Here is a 1,331-nt window from a genome sequence, read left to right on the forward strand (position 1 = left end):
TACGAATGACACGACTTCGGCGGTACGCTTGAGCCCCGCTACATTGTCGGCGCGGAATCACTTGACCAGTGAGCTATTACGCACTCTTTCAAGGGTGGCTGCTTCTAAGCCAACCTCCTGGTTGTCTCTGCGACTCCACATCCTTTCCCACTTAGCGTACGCTTAGGGGCCTTAGTCGATGCTCTGGGCTGTTTCCCTCTCGACCATGGAGCTTATCCCCCACAGTCTCACTGCCGCGCTCTCACTTACCGGCATTCGGAGTTTGGCTAAGGTCAGTAACCCGGTAGGGCCCATCGCCTATCCAGTGCTCTACCTCCGGCAAGAAACACACGACGCTGCACCTAAATGCATTTCGGGGAGAACCAGCTATCACGGAGTTTGATTGGCCTTTCACCCCTAACCACAGGTCATCCCCCAGGTTTTCAACCCTGGTGGGTTCGGTCCTCCACGAAGTCTTACCTCCGCTTCAACCTGCCCATGGCTAGATCACTCCGCTTCGGGTCTTGAGCGTGCTACTCAACCGCCCTATTCGGACTCGCTTTCGCTACGGCTACCCCACACGGGTTAACCTCGCAACACACCGCAAACTCGCAGGCTCATTCTTCAAAAGGCACGCAGTCACGAGGACAAGCACAAGGCCTGCCCCGACGCTCCCACGGCTTGTAGGCACACGGTTTCAGGTACTATTTCACTCCGCTCCCGCGGTACTTTTCACCATTCCCTCACGGTACTATCCGCTATCGGTCACCAGGGAATATTTAGGCTTAACGGGTGGTCCCGCCAGATTCACACAGGATTTCTCGGGCCCTGTGCTACTTGGGAGATGAGCAAGCAAGCCGCTGACGTTTCAGCTACGGGGGTCTTACCCTCTACGCCGGACCTTTCGCATGTCCTTCGCCTACATCAACGGTTTCTGACTCGCCGACCGGCCGGCAGACCGATCAAGCTCATTCCCACAACCCCGCATACGCAACCCCTGCCGGGTATCACACGCATACGGTTTGGCCTCATCCGGTTTCGCTCGCCACTACTCCCGGAATCACGGTTGTTTTCTCTTCCTGCGGGTACTGAGATGTTTCACTTCCCCGCGTTCCCTCCACGCACCCTATGTGTTCAGATGCGGGTGACAGCCCATGACGACTGCCGGGTTTCCCCATTCGGACACCCCCGGATCACAGCTCGGTTGACAGCTCCCCGGGGCCTATCGCGGCCTCCCACGTCCTTCATCGGTTCCTGGTGCCAAGGCATCCACCGTGCGCCCTTAAAAACTTGGCCACAGATGCTCGCGTCCACTATGCAGTTCTCAAACAACCAGCCATCACCCACACCCA

The 1,331-nt window shown here is 57.5% G+C and carries 1 rRNA gene; it reads right to left on the reverse strand.

What is annotated here, in order from left to right:
- A 23S ribosomal RNA gene (locus K7862_RS36995) occupies positions 1-1,275 on the reverse strand; the annotation flags it as partial.
- Between the last annotated feature and the right edge of the window lie 56 nt (positions 1,276-1,331).

It is taken from the genome of Actinacidiphila acidipaludis (genome assembly GCF_019890725.1).
Lineage (GTDB): Bacteria > Actinomycetota > Actinomycetes > Streptomycetales > Streptomycetaceae > Actinacidiphila > Actinacidiphila acidipaludis.